The following is a 19,275-nucleotide window of genomic DNA, read 5'->3' as shown; positions in this document are numbered from 1 at the left end:
GCGCAGTACCCGCTCCGCACTCGCGGCGTCCCGTATGTTGAAACGAAGTATCCAGTTCCCGAGAACCGTTTCATCATGTAACCTGCACGAAATTTTGCCATTCCGCAGAGGGCCAACGTCGTCCCTCGGCACCTGTATATGCCAGATAGACGACGACGGGAGAGCCGATGCGTACGCCGCGCCAGCCGTCCCAGCACTCCGAGAACGGCCAGAACTGGTCGTTCATGGATGCTCGCCCTGCTGCGCAGGGTATGTACGACCCCCGCAACGAGCGCGACGCCTGTGGCGTCGGCTTTGTGGCCACCCTCACCGGCGAGGCGAGCCATGCGCTGGTCGAGCAGGCGCTCACGGTTCTGCGTAACCTGGAGCACCGAGGGGCGACCGGTTCGGAGCCCGATTCGGGTGACGGCGCCGGCATTCTCTCGCAGGTCCCCGACACGTTCTTCCGTGAGGTGGCCGGATTCGAGTTGCCCGAGGCCGGTGCCTACGCCGCCGGTATCGCCTTCCTGCCCGAGGAGGGCGCGGACGACGCCGCCGCCCGTATCGAGGCCATCGCCGCCGAGGAGGGCCTCACCGTCCTCGGCTGGCGCGAGGTGCCCGTCGCCCCCGAACTGCTCGGCGCCACGGCCCGCTCGACGATGCCCGCCTTCCGGCAGATCTTCGTCAGCGACGGTTCCGCCGCGTCTGTCGCCGGCATCGACCTCGACCGCAAGACGTTCGTGCTGCGCAAGCGCGCCGAGCGCGAGGTCGACGTCTACTTCCCCTCACTGTCCGCGCGGACCATCGTCTACAAGGGCATGCTCACCACCGGCCAGCTGGAGCCCTTCTTCCCGGACCTGTCCGACCGCCGCTTCGCCTCGGCCATCGCGCTCGTCCACTCGCGCTTCTCCACGAACACCTTCCCGTCGTGGCCGCTCGCCCACCCGTACCGCTTCGTCGCGCACAACGGCGAGATCAACACGGTCATGGGCAACCGCAACTGGATGCGCGCCCGTGAGTCGCAGCTGGTGTCCGACCTGTTCGGCCCGCAGGAGAAGCTGGAGCGGATCTTCCCGATCTGTACGCCGGACGCCTCCGACTCCGCCTCGTTCGACGAGGTCCTCGAGCTGCTCCACCTCGGCGGCCGTTCGCTTCCGCACTCCGTGCTGATGATGATTCCGGAGGCGTGGGAGAACCACGACTCCATGGAACCGGCCCGGCGCGCCTTCTACCAGTACCACTCCACGATGATGGAGCCCTGGGACGGCCCGGCCTGTGTCACCTTCACCGACGGCAAGCAGGTCGGCGCCGTTCTCGACCGCAACGGCCTTCGCCCCGGCCGCTACTGGGTCACCGACGACGGCCTCGTCGTCCTCGGCTCCGAGGTCGGCGTCCTCGACATCGAGCCCTCCAAGGTCGTCCGCAAGGGCCGCCTGCAGCCCGGCAAGATGTTCCTCGTCGACACCGTCGAGCACCGCATCATCGAGGACGACGAGATCAAGGCCCAGCTCGCCGCGGAGAACCCGTACGCGGAGTGGCTGGAGGCCGGCGAGATCGAGCTCTCCGACCTGCCCGAGCGCGAGCACATCGTGCACACCCACGCCTCGGTCACCCGCCGCCAGCAGACCTTCGGTTACACCGAAGAGGAGCTGCGCGTCATCCTCGCGCCCATGGCCAAGGCCGGTGCCGAGCCGATCGGCTCCATGGGTACGGACTCGCCGATCGCCGCGCTCTCCTCGCGCCCGCGTCTGCTGTTCGACTACTTCACCCAGCTGTTCGCGCAGGTCACCAACCCGCCGCTGGACGCCATCCGTGAAGAGCTGGTCACTTCTCTGCGCTCCTCGCTGGGCCCCGAGGGCAACATCCTGCAGCCGAGCGCCGCGTCGTGCCGCAGCGTCACCCTGCCCTTCCCGGTGATCGACAACGACGAGCTGGCCAAGCTCATCCACATCAACGCCGACGGCGACATGCCCGGCATGAAGGCCGCCACACTGTCCGGCCTGTACCGGGTGAGCGGCGGTGGCGAGGCGCTGGCCGCCCGTATCGAGGAGATCTACGCCGAGGCCGACGCCGCCATCGACAACGGCGCCCGCCTGATCGTCCTGTCCGACCGCCACTCGGACGCCGAGCATGCGCCGATCCCGTCGCTGCTGCTCACCGCGGCCGTCCACCACCACCTCATCCGCACCAAGCAGCGCACCCAGGTGGGCCTGCTGGTCGAGGCCGGTGACGTCCGCGAGGTCCACCACGTCGCCCTGCTCATCGGCTACGGTGCCGCGGCGGTCAACCCGTACCTCGCGATGGAGTCCGTCGAGGACCTCGTCCGCGCTGGAACGTTCCTCTCCGGCATCGAGCCCGAGCAGGCCATCCGCAACCTGATCTACGCCCTCGGCAAGGGCGTACTGAAGGTCATGTCGAAGATGGGCATCTCGACGGTCGCCTCCTACCGCGGCGCCCAGGTCTTCGAGGCCGTCGGCCTGGCCGACGACTTCGTCGAGAAGTACTTCAACGGCACCGCCACCAAGATCGGCGGCGTCGGCATCGACGTCATCGCCAAGGAGGTCGCCGCCCGCCACGCCAAGGGCTACCCGGCGTCCGGCATCGCGCCGGCCCACCGCGCCCTGGAGATAGGCGGCGAGTACCAGTGGCGCCGCGAGGGCGAGCCGCACCTGTTCGACCCGGAGACGGTCTTCCGCCTCCAGCACTCGACCCGCACCAAGCGCTACGACATCTTCAAGAAGTACACGGACCGCGTGAACGAGCAGTCCGAGCGCCTGATGACGCTGCGCGGCCTGTTCGGCTTCAAGTCGGACCGCCGGCCGGTCCCGATCGACGAGGTCGAGCCGGTCTCCGAGATCGTCAAGCGGTTCTCGACCGGCGCCATGTCGTACGGCTCGATCTCCCGCGAGGCGCACGAGACGCTCGCCATCGCCATGAACCAGCTGGGCGGCAAGTCCAACACCGGTGAGGGCGGCGAGGACCCGGAGCGTCTGTACGACCCGGCGCGTCGGTCCAGCATCAAGCAGGTCGCCTCCGGCCGCTTCGGTGTGACCAGCGAGTACCTGGTCAACGCGGACGACATCCAGATCAAGATGGCCCAGGGCGCCAAGCCCGGTGAGGGCGGTCAGCTGCCCGGCCACAAGGTGTACCCGTGGGTCGCGAAGACGCGTCACTCGACGCCGGGCGTGGGCCTCATCTCCCCGCCGCCGCACCACGACATCTACTCCATCGAGGACCTGGCCCAGCTGATCCACGACCTGAAGAACGCGAACCCGCAGGCGCGGATTCACGTCAAGCTGGTCTCGGAAGTCGGCGTCGGCACGGTCGCGGCGGGTGTGTCGAAGGCGCACGCGGACGTCGTCCTCATCTCCGGCCACGACGGCGGTACGGGTGCCTCGCCCCTTACCTCCCTGAAGCACGCCGGTGGTCCCTGGGAGCTCGGCCTCGCCGAGACCCAGCAGACGCTGCTGCTCAACGGCCTGCGCGACCGCATCGTCGTCCAGACCGACGGCCAGCTGAAGACCGGACGTGACGTGGTCATCGCCGCGCTGCTCGGTGCCGAGGAGTTCGGCTTCGCGACCGCGCCGCTGGTCGTCTCCGGCTGCGTCATGATGCGCGTCTGCCACCTGGACACCTGCCCGGTCGGCATCGCCACGCAGAACCCGACGCTCCGCGACCGGTTCTCCGGCAAGGCCGAGTACGTCGTGAACTTCTTCCAGTTCATCGCCGAAGAGGTCCGCGAGCTCCTCGCCGAGCTGGGCTTCCGCTCCATCGAGGAGGCCGTCGGCCACGCCGAGGCGCTCGACGTGACCCGCGCGGTCGACCACTGGAAGGCGCAGGGCCTGGACCTGGCCCCGCTGTTCCACGTGCCCGAGCTGCCCGAGGGCGCGGTGCGCCACCAGCTGATCGAGCAGGACCACGGTCTGGAGAAGGCGCTCGACAACGAGCTGATCAAGCTCGCCGCCGACGCCCTGGCCGCGAACGACGCGACCGACGCCCAGCCGGTCCGCGCCCAGGTCAAGGTCCGCAACATCAACCGCACGGTCGGCACGATGCTCGGCCACGAGGTGACGAAGAAGTTCGGCGGGGCCGGTCTGCCCGACGACACCATCGACATCACCTTCACCGGCTCGGCGGGCCAGTCCTTCGGCGCCTTCCTCCCGCGTGGTGTCACGCTGCGCCTGGAGGGCGACGCCAACGACTACGTCGGCAAGGGTCTGTCGGGCGGTCGCGTCATCGTCCGCCCGGACCGCGGCGCCGACCACCTCGCCGAGTACTCGACGATCGCGGGCAACACCATCGCCTACGGCGCGACCGGTGGCGAGCTGTTCCTCCGCGGCCGTACGGGCGAGCGGTTCTGTGTCCGTAACTCCGGCGCCCTGGTGGTGTCCGAGGGCGTGGGCGACCACGGCTGCGAGTACATGACCGGCGGTCACGCGGTCGTCCTCGGCGAGACGGGCCGCAACTTCGCGGCCGGTATGTCCGGCGGCATCGCGTACGTCATCGACCTCGACCGCGACAACGTCAACGTCGGCAACGTGGGCGCCATCGAGGCCCTCTCCGACGACGACAAGCAGTGGCTGCACGACGTGGTGCGCCGCCACGCGGAGGAGACCGGTTCGACGGTCGCCGAGAAGCTGCTCGCGGAGTGGGACGAGGCCGTGGCCCGCTTCAGCAAGATCATTCCCAGCACGTACAAGGCAGTGCTCGCCGCCAAGGACGCCGCCGAGCGAGCGGGTCTCTCCGAGACCGAGATCACCGAGAAGATGATGGAGGCGGCGATCAATGGCTGACCCGAAGGGCTTCCTGAACCACGGCCGTGAGGTCGCCAAGTCCCGCCCCGTCGACGTACGCCTGAAGGACTGGAACGAGGTCTACGTCCCCGGCTCCCTGCTGCCGATCATCAGCAAGCAGGCGTCGCGCTGCATGGACTGCGGTATCCCGTTCTGCCACAACGGCTGTCCGCTCGGGAACCTCATCCCGGAGTGGAACGACTACGCCTACCGCGAGGACTGGGCGGCCGCGTCGGAGCGCCTGCACGCCACGAACAACTTCCCGGAGTTCACGGGCCGCCTGTGCCCGGCCCCGTGCGAGTCGGCGTGTGTGCTCGGCATCAACCAGCCGGCCGTGACCATCAAGAACGTCGAGGTCTCGATCATCGACAAGGCGTGGGACGCGGGCGACGTCGCACCGCAGATCCCGGAGCGCCTGTCCGGCAAGACGGTCGCGGTCATCGGCTCGGGCCCGGCGGGCCTGGCGGCCGCCCAGCAGCTGACGCGGGCCGGCCACACGGTCGCCGTGTACGAGCGCGCCGACCGCATCGGCGGTCTGCTCCGCTACGGCATCCCCGAGTTCAAGATGGAGAAGCGGCACATCAACCGCCGTATCGAGCAGATGCGCGCGGAGGGCACCCGCTTCCGTACGGGCATCGAGATCGGCCGCGACCTCAAGGCGACGGACCTGAAGAAGCGGTACGACGCCGTCGTGATCGCCGCGGGGGCCACGACCGCGCGTGACCTCCCGGTCCCCGGCCGCGAGCTCACCGGCATCCACCAGGCCATGGAGTACCTGCCGCTGGCCAACAAGGTCCAGGAGGGCGACTACGTCACCTCCCCGATCTCGGCCGAGGGCAAGCACGTCGTCGTCATCGGCGGCGGTGACACCGGCGCCGACTGTGTGGGCACGGCCCACCGCCAGGGCGCGGCCTCGGTGACGCAGCTGGAGATCATGCCCAAGCCGGGCGAGGACCGTGCCCCGCACCAGCCGTGGCCGACCTTCCCGATGCTCTACAAGGTCACCTCGGCACACGAGGAGGGCGGCGAGCGGGTCTACTCCGTCTCCACCACCCACTTCGAGGGAGACGAGGACGGCAACGTCCAGTGGCTGCACCTCGTCGAGGTCGAGTTCGTCGACGGCAAGCTCACGCAGAAGCCGGGCACGGAGCGCAAGATCCCTGCCCAGCTGGTCACGCTGGCGATGGGCTTCACGGGCACGGACCGTGAGAACGGCCTGGTCGAGCAGTTCGGCCTGGAGCTCGACGAGCGCGGCAACATCGCCCGCGACGCCGACTTCCAGACGAACGTGCCGGGCGTGTTCGTGGCCGGTGACGCGGGTCGTGGCCAGTCGCTCATCGTGTGGGCGATCGCCGAGGGCCGCTCGGCGGCGCGCGGTTGCGACCGCTTCCTCACGGGCGCGAGCGACCTTCCGGCACCGATCCGCCCCACGGACCGTTCGCTGATGGTCTGATCCCCTCAGGCCCCACATACGTCCCGTACAACGGCGTACGGGCGGGTTATCTGGGGGGCATGCCCCCCAGACCCCCCGAGACGGCGCCTGCCCGCCAGTCCCCGACCGGACGACTGGGCAGGCGCCGTCGCATGTCCTGTCACTTCGTGGGCGTCACCCAGGTGACGATGACGGCGGCGGCGACCGCGAGGATGCCGAGGACGGCGAGCCACCTGGCCCACTCGATCAACGTCGAAATCTCCCCGGGGCGTTTGTTCTCGTAGTCCAGCAGCCGGGTCGGCTCCCCGTAGAAGTCCGCCCCTGGGCGGCCGTGGGCGGCGAGCACAGTGAGCCAGGAGGCCACGATCAGGGCCACGAAGCCGCCGGCCAGAAGGGAGATCACCGCCCACCGCGGACAGTCCTGCAGCTTGCTCAGGTCTTCCTGCCCCTTGAGGACGAACACCGCGGTGAGCAGCCCGGTGAGCGAGGCCACGAAGTTGCGGTAGCCCTCGGCCTGCTGGAGTGCCGCCGCCAACTGGCGCTCCGGAAGCATGATCTGTTCCAGGCGGCGCTCGGCGTCGTCCAGTTCGTCGCGCGTGTACGTCATCGAGGGGCCCCATCCGTCGCCGTCCAGGAAGCGATGGTTATCCGTGCGCCACAGCCGACTTCCACCCCGTCGGGGCGGCCCGTGTGCAGGGAGGTGCACAGACACAGGGTGCTGAACGGCTGAGGGCCGGGATCCTTGCGGCGGTGGAAGAGACCGCCGCCCTTGGCCTGGGCGTACTGGCCCGCCGAGTAGCGCCGGGTCATGGTGCAACCGCACACCGGACAGGCGCCGGTGGCCTCGTACACCTCCTTGCCGCCGGATTCCTTGCGGGTCCATTGGAAGGTGACAGGGGTGGTGTGGTGCGGCTCGGCGTTGTACGGGTCGAGGGGGCTCACTTGGCTTCCTGATCGGTTTCCTGGGGCGGGAGTTGGAGTTCAAAGAGGCCGGCGTACCGGCCGAGGATCTCGTGGACCTCTGCCTCCGTCAGGTCCGTTTCCTCCGCGCAGAGGGCGATGTGGTCCTGGGGAACCTCTCCCGAGACTGCGGGGGGACGGCCGGTGAGCTGCCCGGTGAGGACGATGACGTCGGCCCAGTGCGGGATGATCTCGCCTTCCTCCAAGGTCGGTTCGCGGACGGTGACGTCCAGGCCGAGGCAGCGGAAGGGGGCGTACCGGTCGTACGTCTTCCGCAGGGTCCAGCCAAAGCGGCCGGCCACCAGGACGAGTTCCAGGGGGCCCAGGGTGCCGGGGCCGAGGAGGCCTGAGTCGAAGGCGATCTGGTCGAAACCGTCCGGGACGAAGTCGGCGAGGGCTTCGGCGTCGGGACCGGTGAAGTCGCCGGGTGGGGGAGGGGCTCCGATGACGGTGAGTGCGGAAAGCCGGTCGATGGATCGAGGAAGCGTGATACCGAGCCTTACAGCGTGGCTGAGGAGGCGTCGGACGATCGGTACGGAGTGGTCGCCGGTGTCCTCCGACATGGAGTCGTTGTCGGGGAGGAGCAGCCGATCGTATGCCTCGACACGCAGGGGGAGGGCTTCCCGCGGCAGCTCGGGAAGGTCGAGGGGAAGGTGCTTCTCCGCTGCTCGCAGCCGGTGCAGGACGCTGGCGAGTGTCTCGTCCGTGGCAGCGAGGTCCATGCAGTACGTGAGGGGTACAGGCCTGGCGTCGAGAACGTGGTACTCGAACACGGGACTGGATATGCCCACCCGCGGAGCGGCTGCCTGCCGTGTCAATGCCTCGTGGTCCCAGGACGGGTCCTTCGCGAGGAGCCCGCAGGCATCGAGTACGGTCACGGCTTCGCGGAACTCGTCGGCGTCTCGCAGGTTCCGGGCCTGACGGGTGTGTAGATGGGCGCTGACGAGTTCCCAAGGTCCGAACGCCTTCTTCTCCTTCTGCCAGTGCTGCATACAACGGGTGATCCACGATGGTGGTGTCCAATCCGTTGCCCCGGTAGGGACATCAGGAACCCGGATGCCGGTGACGGAGGACGACTCGGAGAGAATCCGTGCCGCCTCACCCAGTGAGATGGACAGTTCTTCCGACGCCTGGACCAGTTGTCGCATGGACACGAATCCCTCCTGCCAGGGATTGCCGACGGACAGGTCGACTCTGAGGAGCAGCCGCTCGGCAGCCGTCAGGGCGGGCTCGATTCGTGGCGTGTCGTGATTTCCCAGCACCGTGAAGCCCAGAGGAGCCAGACGGCGGAGTCGGGGCAGCAGTTCCTCGACGGCCGACCCGCCGTCACCGGCCAGGGAGATGCGCTGCTTGAGGTGCGCGATCGATATGTCACCGGAGTACCAGTGGGTTTTGGAGAACTGACCGAGGCTGGCATCGACGGCCAGTACAGCCGCTTCCGCACGAGTGAAACGCTCCCGTGCGAGTGCCTCGTCGAGGTCCGGGACCGACGGAAGAACGGCGCCCAGAGCGTGGAGATGTCGCAGCAAGGACGTGCACTCGCCGAGAGACAATTGGTGCTCGGCCGAGATGAGCAGCATCGGCGCGTGCAGTGCCGGAGGGCGGAGCCCACGTTTCGGTCTGGCCAGGTACGTGGCATAGAGTTCGGCAGCGGCGAGGTTGACTCCCACGGAGAGCTGTGAGCGGATGTCCGCGACCGAGGGGACGTACGCTCCGGTGATGGCATAGCGGCGCAGCGCCTTGACAGCGGCTCTGACCGGAACTCCCGCCTTCGCCGCGGCTGTCAGAGCGTTGGCCCAGCCCCCGCGCTGCGACGAGTCCTCCATGAAGATCAGTGTGTCGAGGCCGGACGGAGTGGGATATCCCTCTGGGCAGAACTCCTGCTTGAGGCGAGGCGTGTGCTCCAGTTGCGTCATACGCCATCGTTTGAACAGAGAACGGACCAGGCTCTGGTTCACAGCTCCCCTGCGTTGAGAGATGATCCCTTCGTCCAAGGGCAGGCAGCCGGTGGACTTCAACGGCAGCCTTTCTCGCAGCATCCGCGTATCGCTCTCGTGCGGTTCCAGGATTGCCGTCACGTCCGCCCGCAGGGCATCCAGCAGCGCGACGGCCAGGCGAGGCTGCTTTGTGGCGAGCTCCCACAGCCACCGCAACGACACCTCGCTCCACTGCGCCGCAGCCTCCGGCACAGCAGCATGCAGCTCATCCAGCACCATCTCCTCGTCGTACGACAGGAGGTTGTTCCGGTCCACGCTCGGCACCGGCCGGTGCTGCTCCCGAAGGTTGGCGACGAACCCGAAGACACGGGGAGCGTCCGAGACCACCACCCCGTCGAGCAGCAGCTGCCCATCCCCCTGCACGAGCCACACATCGGTCCCCGTCACATGCGCCACGGGCCCCCGCCACCGCGCCACCGCCTGAAGCTTCCCCGGCTCCCACGTCCGGCTCCGCACCTCCTTCCGCCGGTCGTCCCGGTCGTACTCCACCGCCCGCACCGCGTAGTCGCTCACCCACAGCACCGACTGCAGCGTCTCCACCAGCAACGGCGGCTGTTCGTCCTCGGCGAGGGCCAGGTACAGCCGGACCCGCGTCCCCCCGTCACCGGGTGCCCCCTTGCCCGGGGTGATGCGGAGCAGACCGGAGCCGGACTGGATCTCCACGCGGGAGGCGCGGTCGAGGGACTCGCGGAGGCCGTAGCGGTTCACGGGGGCCGTGGTGACGACGATCTCCTCGGCGAGCATGAAGTAGCTGAACACGCCGATGCCGAAACGGGAGTTGAGGGCGATGGGGGTCAGCTCGGCGCGGCGCCACTCGCGGCGCTCCTGCATGAACTCGGGGTCCTGCTCGTACCGCTTGCCGGCCCGAGCGAACATCGAGGTGAGCTTGGCGCGGCTCATCCCGGTGCCGTTGTCCTCGCACTGGATGTAAGGGCGCCCCTCCTCGTCCCAGCCCTGGGTGAAGGTGATCTGGCCGGTCCACTCCTCCTCGGTCTCGCCCTGCTTCCGGCCGTACTGGTGCCGCATGTCCCGCAACCGGCAGGCGTCCAGCGCGTTCTGGTACAGCTCACGGACGGCGAGCAGCTTGTCGCCGTACAGCTGCGCGCCCATGAGGAGGGGGCGGATCTCGTCCTCGGCGAGACGGAATCGCTCCAGTGGGGCGGTGTACTGGCCGGGCTCGGGGACCAGTTGCCGGGCGGTGACCCGTCCGGGCAGGCCGCGCAGGAGGGACGGCAGGCTGGAGCGGTGTTCGAGCCAGCGGCCGCGGATCCTGGCCACCGAGGCGTCGGCCCGGGCGGCGAGTTCCTCGACGGCCGCGTGCAGCGCGGGGTGCGGACAGGGGAAGCGGACGTCGAGTCCGTACGCGCCCGCGGTCAGGTCGCCCACCGCGGCGAGGTCGAACTCGTCGGACAGGACCCGTACGGCCTCGTGCGGGACCAGCGGCTCGTGTGCGCCGAGGTGGTTGACGAGCACACTGGACATCCGGCGCGGATCGGCCGACAACAGGCTGGCCGTCCACAGCAGTTGGGCCAGCTCCTGGGCGCGCCATCTGCCGCCGAGTACGGGAGCGAAGTTGTTCCACGCGTCGTGCTCGGAGTCGTTGATACGGGGCCGGTCGCCGGGCTCGACCGTCAGGTGCCCCAGCACTTGGCGGAGCTGTCCGTCGATGCGTTGCAGCGACAGCTCCGAGTGACCGCCGAGCGGCAGCTCCTCGGCGGAGTCGGCGACCACCCGGGCGAGCTTGCACAGCAGGGCGTCGACGGACCGGTAGTCGCCGGTGCGCTCCCACAGGGGATCCCAGTCCGCGATGAAGCGGTGCCGCAGCCAGTGTTCCGCGGCCCGGGCTTCTGCGGTCAGACCCCGCCCGCGCAGTGTTTCGAGGGTGCCCTGCACCTGCTTGTGCGCCCGGCGTACGTCCTCCACGGCGGCGGCGACCAGCTTGCCGTGCTCATCGAGTCGACCGTGGTCGAGCACCTGCCGCAGCTCCTCAAGGGCGACCGCGGTGATGTCCTCGTGCACCAGGGGCGCCGCCAGCAACACCGCCGTTTCGGCGGGTGACAGCAGCACCCGCGGTTCGCTTCGCCGGATGCGCTCGATCAGCCCGACGAGTCGGCGTTCGAAGCGGGCGGGATATGTCAGATCACGCCAGGGGTCGTCCTGGTGGGCCCGCGACTGCCCCACGTCGCGGCCCACGTATTCCGCCAGCTCCACCAGACCGGCCTTGACCCGCTCGTGGACCGCCTCGCTGCCCGAAGTGTGCTCCCACAGCGTGGACTTCGTGACCATCTCGGCCCAGGGCAGCGGCTCCTTGTACCCCTTGCACAATTCCAGCGTGTCGACGGCCTGTCCGAACGGGGCGAGATGCTTGACCGTCGGCGGATCCACCGGCTCGTCGCCGGCCAGCCGCCGCATCTCCAGCTCGGTGTGCCGCATGATCTCGCCGAACGTGGTCGGCGGAGTGTCGGGGGCGAGCGCCTGTGCCAGGGCTCGGGCGAACCAACTGCCGTGCTCCTGATCGGCGTACGAGCGCTGGCCGGCGCCGCAGCTGTAGAGCCACACCACGTCCTGGGCCGGTACCCGGACACCGGACGAGTCGTCGTCCTGAGGCAGTTCCGCCTCCCGGCAGGCGTCCAGGCAGATGACGGCGGTCACGCCCTTCCGCAGGGCCTCCAGTTGCAGTCCGACGGGGTCGGCGCCGAGCAGGGAACTCTGCATCAGGGTCGGGATGCCGTCGGAGCGCGGGTCGCCGGGCTGGGCGTCGGCCGCGAGCAGGAAGTCGTTGCCGCCGCGCGTCACCCCGTGACAGGAGACGTAGACGAAGGCGGTGTCGCCCGGCTCGCAGGAGGCGAAGAAACGGCGCAGGGCGTGCTGGATGCCGCTCTTACCCAGCTTGAACGCGGGGACGCGCCCGGCATGGTGCTCGGTGATGCCGTAGCCCGACTTCTCCAACGCCTCGGCCACGAGCGAGACGTCCTTCTCCGCGCACGTGAGCTCGGCGTACATGTCGTTGAGCTCTGGCTCCTCCGCGAGGGCCGGAGTCGACGTCACCCCGATCAGCAGCGCCCGTCGCCGTCCCTGGAACTCACCTTGCACCGTGCCCGCGGACCCCACCCAGAACTCCCTCGCCGACCGCGCTGATCAGCGACATGATTCCAGAAGTGCCAGGTTTGCGGAGGGTGTTGGAGTCGGCCACGGCGCCACCTCAAGTCGTCATCGCCGCGACCTTCCCCACGGCCAGTACCACCAACAGCACCAGGATCGCCGCGCACGCCCCCGCCTGGATGACGGCCCGGCGGCGGTCGCGTGGGGCGTAGGCGAAGGCGAGGGCCACGAGGCCGCCGGTCAGGAGGCCGCCGAGGTGGCCCTGCCAGGAGGTGGCGACCGCGGAGATGACGAGCCACAGCAGCAGGCCGATCATGAAGCGGTTGACGCTTGAGGGGTCGGCGCCCAGGCGGCGGGCGAGGACGTAGTAGGCGGTGCAGACACCGAAGATCGCGCCGGAGGCGCCGACCGTGGTGTCGTCCGGGGCGAGGAGGAGGACCAGGACGGCGCCGCCGAGGCCGGAGAGAAGGTAGAGGGCGAGGTAGCGGGCGCGGCCGAGTTGGGCTTCGACGATCCTGCCGACGTTCCACAGGGTGACCATGTTCATCACGATGTGGAGGATGCCGAACGTGCCCTCGGTGGGCGGCAGATGGAGGAACTCGCCGGTGAGGAGGCGGTACCACTCACCGTCGATGACGCCTTCGGGTTGGAAGTCGGCCGGGTAGATGTCCTGCCAGACGTAGTGGAGCCCGTCCGGGCCGAGCAGGCCCCGGCCCAGCATCGCGAAGTCGTCCACGATCTGCGGGCGTATCAGTTCGCCCACGTAGGCCAGGACGTTCAGGGCGATCAGGACGTACGTCACCAGCGGAACCGTCGAGATCCGGCCGCCGAAGGCCGTGCGGGCCTGACGGACCGTCCGGGCGCCTTCCTTCACACACTCCGGGCACTGGTGGCCCACCGCGGCGTCGTGCATGCAGTCGGGGCAGATGAAGCGTTCGCAGCGGGTGCAGCGGACGTACGACTCCACCTTCGGGTGGCGGTAGCAGGTGGTGACGGCGGGCTCGGACGGCGAGGGGGACGGGGACTCGGGTTCCACGACCGGCTCCTTGTTGGGTATGGGACTGATGACGAGCCGGATTGGGACGGCGGCGAACAAAATAGCGAACTGTGGGTGGTGGGTGGGGAGGGGGAGGCGTTTGTCGTTCCGTAGCGTCTCTGATCAGCTAAGTGATCCCTGTTTGATCCGCAGGTGGTGGGATCGTTTGGATCGGTTCCCACCGTGGTGGGGTGGCGTGGGCGTGCAGGTGGAATCCTGCGCCCAGTGCTGCCCCTCGTGGCCGGTTGTGCTGTCATCCGATCAACGACACGACTGCGGAAAGGTCACACATTCGATCCACGTACGCTCATGCGGTCGGCAGGCGGCACATCACTAAAGGTTCCCAAGGGAAGGCGTGAGTCGCGGCCCATCCACGACCTCGGTTTTCCGCCGAAGCCTCTTCCGTCGAACCATCCCGTGCCCCGCCTCAGGAGAACGCCCATGCCCGCCATCAGCCTCACCAAGGTGCAGGACACCGCTCCCGCCCTCGTCGGCCTTTACAAGACCGCCGGGGTCTCCCTCGCCAAGCAGGGGCTGGACGGACTGCGGGCCGCCGTCTATCTCGTCGTCGACTACAGCGGCTCCATGAAGCCGTACTACAAGGACGGCAGTGTCCAGGCCCTCGCCGATCGTGTGCTCGGGCTGTCGGCGCACCTCGACGACGACGGGAGCGTGCCCGTCGTCTTCTTCTCGACGGACATCGACGCCGTGACCGACATCGCCCTGGCCGACCACCAGGGCCGTATCGAGCGGATCGTGGCGGGGCTCGGCCACATGGGCAAGACCAGCTATCACCTGGCCATGGACGCCGTGATCGACCACTACCTGGACCACTACGCCGACGACTCGGAAGACTCCGAAGGTCTCAAGGTCCCCGCTCTCGTCGTCTTCCAGACCGACGGCGGGCCGATCAACAAGCTCGCCGCCGAGCGGTATCTGTGCAAGGCGGCCCGGCTGCCCCTGTTCTGGCAGTTCATCGGGTTCGGGGACAAGGACAGCAAGCAGTTCGACTTTCTGCGGAAGCTGGACGAGCTGGCGGTGCCGGGCAAGCGGGTCGTCGACAACGCCGGGTTCTTCCATGCGGGTGCGGACCCTCGGCGGGTTTCGGACGGGGAGTTGTACGACCGGCTGGTCGGTGAGTTCCCGAAGTGGCTGGTGGAAGCGCGGACCCAGGGAGTCGTCGCATAAGCGGGTAAGCGTTCCAGGTGGATGTCACATAAGCGGACTCTCGGATCGTCGGATAAGGAGTGCGACCCGCGTGGCATAAGTGGGGAGTGGGCCCCATTTACAGCAACGGACGTGGGTGCCACTCTGGGACGAGCCGATGGGAGGCGACGCATGGACGGCGTGCGAGCGGTCGGGACGGACGGCGGCGGTGAAAGGAGCGCCGCGGCGAGCGGCCGGCAACGGCGGGGCGAGATCGGAAAAGGCGAGCGCCTCGCGGACTGGACCGACGGGCGGCTCGGGGTGTACGGCATCGCCAAGGCCAACCTGCGCAAGGTGTTCCCGGACCATCCCTCCTTCATGCTCGGCGAGATCTCCCTCTACAGCTTCCTCATCCTGATCCTCACCGGCGTCTGGCTGACCCTCTTCTTCGAGCCGAGCAGCATCGAGGTCGAGTACAACGGCAGCTACGAGCCGCTGAACGGCGTCCTGATGACACGGGCGTACGAGTCCACGCTGGAGATCAGCTTCGATGTGCGCGGTGGTCTGCTGATCCGGCAGATCCACCACTGGGCGGCGGTGGTCTTCGTCGCCGGGATGATCCTCCACATGATGCGGGTGTTCTTCACCGGCGCGTTCCGCAAGCCGCGCGAGCTGAACTGGGTGTTCGGCTGGACGTTGCTCTTCCTCGGCATCATCACCGGTCTGACCGGCTACTCGCTCCCGGACGACCTGCTCTCCGGCACCGGCCTCCGCTTCGCCCAGGGCGCCGTCCTGTCCGTCCCGATCGTGGGGACGTACCTCTCCTTCTTCCTGTTCGGCGGCGAGTTCCCCGGTGAGGACTTCATCGCGCGGCTCTACCCGATTCATATCCTGCTGCTGCCGGGGATCATGCTGGGCCTGGTCACCGCCCATCTGATCCTGGTCTTCTACCACAAGCACACCCAGTACCCCGGGCCCGGACGGGACCAGAAGTCGGTGGTGGGCATGCCGTTCATGCCGGTCTACATGGCCAAGGCGGGCGGTTTCTTCTTCCTCGTCTTCGGGGTGCTGGCCTTCATGGGCGCGATCGCCACCATCAACCCCGTGTGGGCCTTCGGCCCCTACCGCCCCGACCTGGTCACCACCGGCGCCCAACCCGACTGGTACCTCGGCTTCTCCGAGGGCCTGATCCGGGTGATGCCGGGATGGGAGATCAACGCCTGGGGCCATACCCTCGCCCTCGGCGTCTTCATCCCCTTCTCCCTCTTCCCGCTGATCATGATGGCCATCCTTGTCTATCCGTTCATCGAGGCCTGGATCACCGGCGACAAACGCGAGCACCACATCCTCGACCGGCCACGCAACGTGCCCGTGCGTACCGGACTGGGCGCGGCCTGGCTGAGCCTGTACGGCGTCCTGCTGATCGGTGGCGGCAACGACATCGTCGCCACCCATCTGCATCTCTCCATCAACGCGATCACCTGGTTCGTGCGCATCGGCTTCTTCGTCGTGCCCGTCGCCACCTTCATCATCACGAAACGGATCTGCCTGGGGCTCCAGCGCCGGGACCGCGCCAAAGTGCTGCACGGCCGCGAGACCGGCATCATCAAGCGGCTGCCGCACGGCGAGTTCGTCGAGGTCCATGAGGGGCTCTCGCAGGAGCAGCTGTTCACCCTCACCCAGCACGAGCAGGAACAGCCGTACGAGATCGGCCCGCTCGTCGACGCGGGTGGCGTGCGGCGCCGGGTCAAACCCAGCCAGCGGCTGCGCGCCCACCTGGCCCGGGCCATGTTCGGGCCCGGGACACGCATCCCCAAGCCGACGGTGGAGGAGTACCGGGAGGTCACCAGCGGCGACCACCACCACTGAGGGCTTCGAGGAGGTCGCCTCTGCACTCGGCCGGGCTGCCCCAAGCGGTGCGCAGCGCACGGGCCTTGGTCAGCCACAGCGACAGGTCGTACTCCGCCGTGTAGCCGATCGCGCCGTGCAGTTGCAGCGCGGTACGGGCGGTCGTGTACGCCGCCTCGCAGGCGGTGACCTTGGCGGCGGCCACGTCGGCCGGGTCCAGGGTGACCGCGGCCCCGAGGACCAGCGGGCGCGCGAACTCCAACGCCACCTTCGCATCCGCCAGCCGGTGCTTCACCGCCTGGAACGAGCCTATGGGCACGCCGAACTGGGCTCGCTGCCTGACGTAGGCGACGGTCCGGTCCAGGAGGGCGAGCCCCACACCGAGGGCCTGGGCGGCGACCGCGAGCCGGGCCCAGGTGAGGGCCCGGGCGACGGGCGGGTGCGTGGCGAGGAGCTCGCCGCCGGGAGCGAGGGGGGTCAGACGGCGGGCCGGGTCCAGGGACGGCCGGACCGGGCCGTGGCCGGGGGCCAGTCGCAGTTCGCCGGCGCTCAGGGAGAGGAGGGTCGTCGCCGAATCCCCGTCCAGCGCGTACGACCCCGCAGGCGCGAGCGTGGCCATGGCCTCGCCGGAGACCAGCGCCGGCAGCAGGCGCTTCGCCGGGCCCGGGTCGCCTGATCCGGCCACTTCGCAGAGGAGTACCGCCGCCGTGACCGTCTCCACCAGCGGGCCGGGCACCGCGTGCCGCCCCAACTCCACGAAGGCGACGGCCAGCTCGACGGGGAGAGGGCCTACGCCGTTGTACGCCTCCGGGACGGCCAGGGTGAACACGCCCAGCTCCCCAATACGGGACCACAGCGCCCGTCCCGCCGTGTGCTCGCCCCGCGCCCAGTCCCGTACGACCGCGGGGGTGTCGGCGGCGGTCAGCATCGCGTCCAGCGACTCGGCGAACGCCCGCTGTTCCGTGTCGAGGAGGAAACGCATCGGCGGCGGCATCAGCGGCGGCCCTTCGGCAGGCCGAGGAGGCGCTCGGCGATGATGTCGCGCTGGATCTCGTTGGTACCGGCGTAGATGGGGCCCGCGAGGGAGAAGACATAGCCCTCGGTCCAGTCGGTGTCCGCCAACTCGCCCTTCGTGCCGAGCAGTTCGAGGGCCGTCTCGTGCAGGGCGATGTCGTACTCGGACCAGAACACCTTGTTCAGGCTGGATTCCGGGCCGACCGGGGTGCCCTGGAGGAAGCGGGAGGCGGCCGCGTAGGTGAACAGCTGGTAGGCGCGGGCGCCGATCAGCGCGTCGGCCACGCGGTCACTCGTCGACGCCGGGCAACCCCGCCCGCGCCACAGGTCATGCAGCCGGGACGCGGAGGCGAGGAAACGGCCGGGGGAGCGGAGCATCAGACCGCGCTCGTTGCCCGCGGTGGACATCGCGATGTGCCAGCCCTGGCCGGGCTCGCCGATCACGTCCTCGTCGGGTACGAACACGTCGTCCAGGAAGAGCTCCGCGAAGGCCGGTTTTCCGTCGAGGCGGGCGATGGGACGGACCGTGACGCCGGGTGCGCGTAAGTCGAACATGACGTACGTCAGCCCTTGGTGCGGTTTCGCGGTGCCCGGCTCGCTGCGGAACAGGCCGAACGCCCGGTCCGCGAAGGCGGCCCGCGACGACCAGGTCTTCTGGCCGCTCAAGCGCCAGCCTCCGTCCGTGCGCACGGCTCTGGAGGTGAGTGAGGCGAGGTCCGAGCCGGCCTCGGGCTCCGACCAGGCCTGCGCCCAGACGACCTCGCCGGAGGCCATGGACGGCAGGACACGGGCCCGCTGCTCCTCGGTGCCGTGGTCGAAGAGGGTCGGGGCGAGGAGGTTGATGCCGTTCTGGCTCACCCGGCCGGGGGCGCCCGCCGCGTAGTACTCCTCCTCGAAGATCAGCCAGCGCATCAGGCCCGCGCCGCGTCCGCCGTACGCGGTCGGCCAGCTCACCACCGACCAGCGGTCCACGGCCAGTGCGGCCTCCCAGGCGCGGTGAGCGGCGAAGCCCTCCTCGGTCTCCAGGGAGGGGAGCGGCTCGGGCGGGACATGGGTGCGCAGCCAGGCGCGCGCCTCGGCGCGGAAGGCCTCGTCGGCGGGGGAATGGGCGAGGTCCACGGGCCACCCTCCTTCCCTAACAAGTGTTTGGTAGGTTAGCGTGCTGTCATGAAGAACGTCGAGGGTCCGGCGTACGTTCTCGGGCACGGACTGCTCAGCGGACGCACCGCCGTGATCACCGCGGCGGCCGGGGCGGGCATCGGCGGCGCGACCGCCCGGCGCTTCCTGGAAGAGGGCGCGCGCGTCCTGATCAGCGACGTGCACGCGCGACGGCTCAAGGAGTACGAGGCCGAGCTGGCCGGGGAGTTCGGCGGGGAGCGGGTCGGTGCGGTGCCTTGTGACGTGACCGACGAGGCCCAGGTGCTCGCGCTGTTCGAGGCCGCCGTGAGGGAGCACGGGCGGCTGGACGTCGTGGTCAACAACGCGGGGCTCGGGGGGACGTCGTGTCTCGTCGACATGACCGACGAGCAGTGGGCGAAGGTGCTGGACGTGACGCTGAACGGCACGTTCCGATGCGTACGGGCGGCGCTGCGGGTCTTTTGCGCACAGGAACCCGGTGGCGTCATCGTCAACAACGCCTCCGTCGTCGGCTGGCGCGCCCAGGCCGGGCAGGCGCACTACGCGGCGGCGAAGGCGGGCGTGATGGCGCTGACCAGGTGCGCGGCGGTGGAGGCCGCCGAGTACGGGGTGCGGATCAACGCCGTCTCGCCGAGCCTCGCCATGCACCCCCATCTGGTGAAGGTGACGACGGACGAGCTGCTGGAGGAGCTGACCGCGCGGGAGGCCTTCGGGCGGTACGCCGAACCCTGGGAGGTGGCCAACGTGATCGTGTTCCTGGCGTCCGGCTACTCGTCGTACATGACGGGCGAGGTCGTCTCCGTCAGCAGCCAGCACCCCTAGGGAGACGAC

11 protein-coding genes are annotated in these 19,275 nt (G+C 69.1%); 5 read left to right on the top strand and 6 right to left on the bottom strand.

The window, feature by feature from the left end; all coding sequences use genetic code 11:
- The first annotated feature begins 167 nt into the window (after positions 1-167).
- Together gltB and CES90_RS02130 are read left to right on the top strand one after the other, a co-directional pair.
- Positions 168-4,772 (top strand): glutamate synthase large subunit, encoded by a 4,605-nt coding sequence (gltB, locus tag CES90_RS02135; RefSeq protein ID WP_189781761.1) that lies wholly within the window; start codon positions 168-170, stop codon positions 4,770-4,772.
- Positions 4,765-6,225: a glutamate synthase subunit beta gene (locus CES90_RS02130; RefSeq protein WP_189781762.1), complete on the top strand. Its 1,461-nt coding sequence runs from the start codon at positions 4,765-4,767 to the stop codon at positions 6,223-6,225. Before gltB ends, CES90_RS02130 begins: the two co-directional genes overlap by 8 nt.
- 139 nt (positions 6,226-6,364) lie before the next feature.
- On the opposite strand, the gene CES90_RS02125 is transcribed toward CES90_RS02130, so the two are convergent.
- From CES90_RS02125 to CES90_RS02110, 4 genes are all read right to left on the bottom strand, one after another.
- Positions 6,365-6,811 (bottom strand): hypothetical protein, encoded by a 447-nt coding sequence (locus tag CES90_RS02125; protein WP_189781763.1) that lies wholly within the window; start codon positions 6,809-6,811, stop codon positions 6,365-6,367.
- Entirely contained in the window at positions 6,808-7,146 is a 339-nt protein-coding gene (locus CES90_RS02120) for a hypothetical protein (RefSeq protein ID WP_189781764.1), read from the bottom strand. Before CES90_RS02120 ends, CES90_RS02125 begins: the two co-directional genes overlap by 4 nt.
- Entirely contained in the window at positions 7,143-12,272 is a 5,130-nt protein-coding gene (locus tag CES90_RS02115) for an HD domain-containing protein (RefSeq protein WP_229913686.1), read from the bottom strand. Before CES90_RS02115 ends, CES90_RS02120 begins: the two co-directional genes overlap by 4 nt.
- Positions 12,273-12,363: 91 nt before the next feature.
- Positions 12,364-13,299 carry a rhomboid family intramembrane serine protease gene (locus CES90_RS02110; RefSeq protein WP_189781765.1) on the bottom strand — a complete coding sequence of 312 codons (936 nt, stop codon included), beginning with the start codon at positions 13,297-13,299 and terminating at the stop codon, positions 12,364-12,366.
- Positions 13,300-13,740: 441 nt separating this feature from the next.
- Between CES90_RS02110 and CES90_RS02105 the strand changes: the two genes are divergently transcribed.
- The gene (locus tag CES90_RS02105) at positions 13,741-14,487 is read left to right on the top strand and encodes a vWA domain-containing protein (RefSeq protein WP_189781766.1); all 747 of its coding nucleotides are present in this window, start codon (positions 13,741-13,743) and stop codon (positions 14,485-14,487) included.
- Between the two features lie 150 nt (positions 14,488-14,637).
- Complete coding sequence (gene qcrB / locus CES90_RS02100; RefSeq protein WP_189781767.1) at positions 14,638-16,314, top strand: cytochrome bc1 complex cytochrome b subunit; 1,677 nt, start codon at positions 14,638-14,640, stop codon at positions 16,312-16,314.
- On the opposite strand, the gene CES90_RS02095 is transcribed toward qcrB, so the two are convergent.
- Complete coding sequence (locus CES90_RS02095) at positions 16,289-17,275, bottom strand: acyl-CoA dehydrogenase family protein (protein ID WP_189781894.1); 987 nt, start codon at positions 17,273-17,275, stop codon at positions 16,289-16,291. The two genes, qcrB and CES90_RS02095, sit on opposite strands and share 26 nt — an antisense overlap.
- 11 nt (positions 17,276-17,286) lie before the next feature.
- Positions 17,287-18,426: an acyl-CoA dehydrogenase family protein gene (locus CES90_RS02090; protein ID WP_189781768.1), complete on the bottom strand. Its 1,140-nt coding sequence runs from the start codon at positions 18,424-18,426 to the stop codon at positions 17,287-17,289.
- Between the two features lie 48 nt (positions 18,427-18,474).
- On the opposite strand from CES90_RS02090, the gene CES90_RS02085 reads away from it, so the two are divergent.
- Complete coding sequence (locus tag CES90_RS02085) at positions 18,475-19,266, top strand: SDR family oxidoreductase (RefSeq protein WP_189781769.1); 792 nt, start codon at positions 18,475-18,477, stop codon at positions 19,264-19,266.
- Positions 19,267-19,275: the final 9 nt, after the last annotated feature.

This window comes from Streptomyces capitiformicae, from assembly GCF_002214185.1.
GTDB lineage: Bacteria > Actinomycetota > Actinomycetes > Streptomycetales > Streptomycetaceae > Streptomyces > Streptomyces capitiformicae.
This window is presented reverse-complemented; position numbering and strand designations above follow the sequence as displayed.

Bases quoted from the DNA above. Each gene is read 5' to 3' on its own strand.
- CES90_RS02085 (WP_189781769.1), top strand. From the start codon at position 18,475: ATGAAGAACGTCGAGGGTCCGGCGTACGTTCTCGGGCACGGACTGCTC.
- CES90_RS02125 (WP_189781763.1), bottom strand. From the start codon at position 6,811: ATGACGTACACGCGCGACGAACTGGACGACGCCGAGCGCCGCCTGGAA.
- CES90_RS02095 (WP_189781894.1), bottom strand. From the start codon at position 17,275: ATGCGTTTCCTCCTCGACACGGAACAGCGGGCGTTCGCCGAGTCGCTG.
- qcrB (WP_189781767.1), top strand. From the start codon at position 14,638: ATGGACGGCGTGCGAGCGGTCGGGACGGACGGCGGCGGTGAAAGGAGC.
- gltB (WP_189781761.1), top strand. From the start codon at position 168: ATGCGTACGCCGCGCCAGCCGTCCCAGCACTCCGAGAACGGCCAGAAC.
- CES90_RS02105 (WP_189781766.1), top strand. From the start codon at position 13,741: ATGCCCGCCATCAGCCTCACCAAGGTGCAGGACACCGCTCCCGCCCTC.
- CES90_RS02130 (WP_189781762.1), top strand. From the start codon at position 4,765: ATGGCTGACCCGAAGGGCTTCCTGAACCACGGCCGTGAGGTCGCCAAG.